Source organism: Luteibacter sahnii, assembly GCF_034063545.1.
Taxonomy (GTDB): Bacteria; Pseudomonadota; Gammaproteobacteria; order Xanthomonadales; family Rhodanobacteraceae; genus Luteibacter; species Luteibacter sahnii.
This window is the reverse complement of record NZ_JAQLOK010000030.1, coordinates 1-541: the sequence shown is the minus strand read 5'-3', so window position 1 is coordinate 541 and position 541 is coordinate 1. Positions and strand designations below refer to the sequence as shown.

Genomic DNA, 541 nt, shown 5'->3' with positions numbered 1-541 from the left:
AGGCCACATTCTTGGAGCCCAGGCTGCCTTCCGAGGCCACGCCGATGGCGAAGTAACCCAAGGTCTTGAGTTGCGCGTCGGTGAGTTGCGGCCTTGCCGCGGTGGGGGCGGTGTTTGGATCGGACATGTCGCTGTTCCCCGATGGTGTGTCGTGCCTGTAGACGCTTGCGTTCGCGTTAGCCTCTGCCTTCTCCGCAGAGCTTGAGGTTGGTGCGTGCGGCGCGGATCACGCGGAGGTAATCGTCGACGAGGGCGGGCGTCATGCCATCGCTGATGGCGTCGTCGCTGCGCTTGGCGTCGTCCTGGTAGGGCGCCAGCGTCTGCCGGCATCCGGCATCGTCGCCGAGTTTATGCTGGGTCAGCGCGTAGTCGTTGCGGAGGGCGCCGGCGTCGCTGAAGCTGAGGGCCGCCACGCAGTCGCGATAGAGCGGCGCGAGCGCCGCTTCGGCACCCGCATAGTCCTTGCGATCGTAGGATGCCTGGAAGGCCTTGCGCGTTCGCTGCATGGCTTCAGGCGTGCAGGTCGCAGCCTGTTTCAGAT

At 65.6% G+C, this 541-nt stretch carries 1 pseudogene; it reads right to left on the bottom strand.

The features are described 5' to 3' along the window. Positions 1–176: 176 nt before the first annotated feature. A pseudogene (locus tag PI246_RS18415) lies at positions 177–541 on the bottom strand (hypothetical protein); the annotation flags it as partial.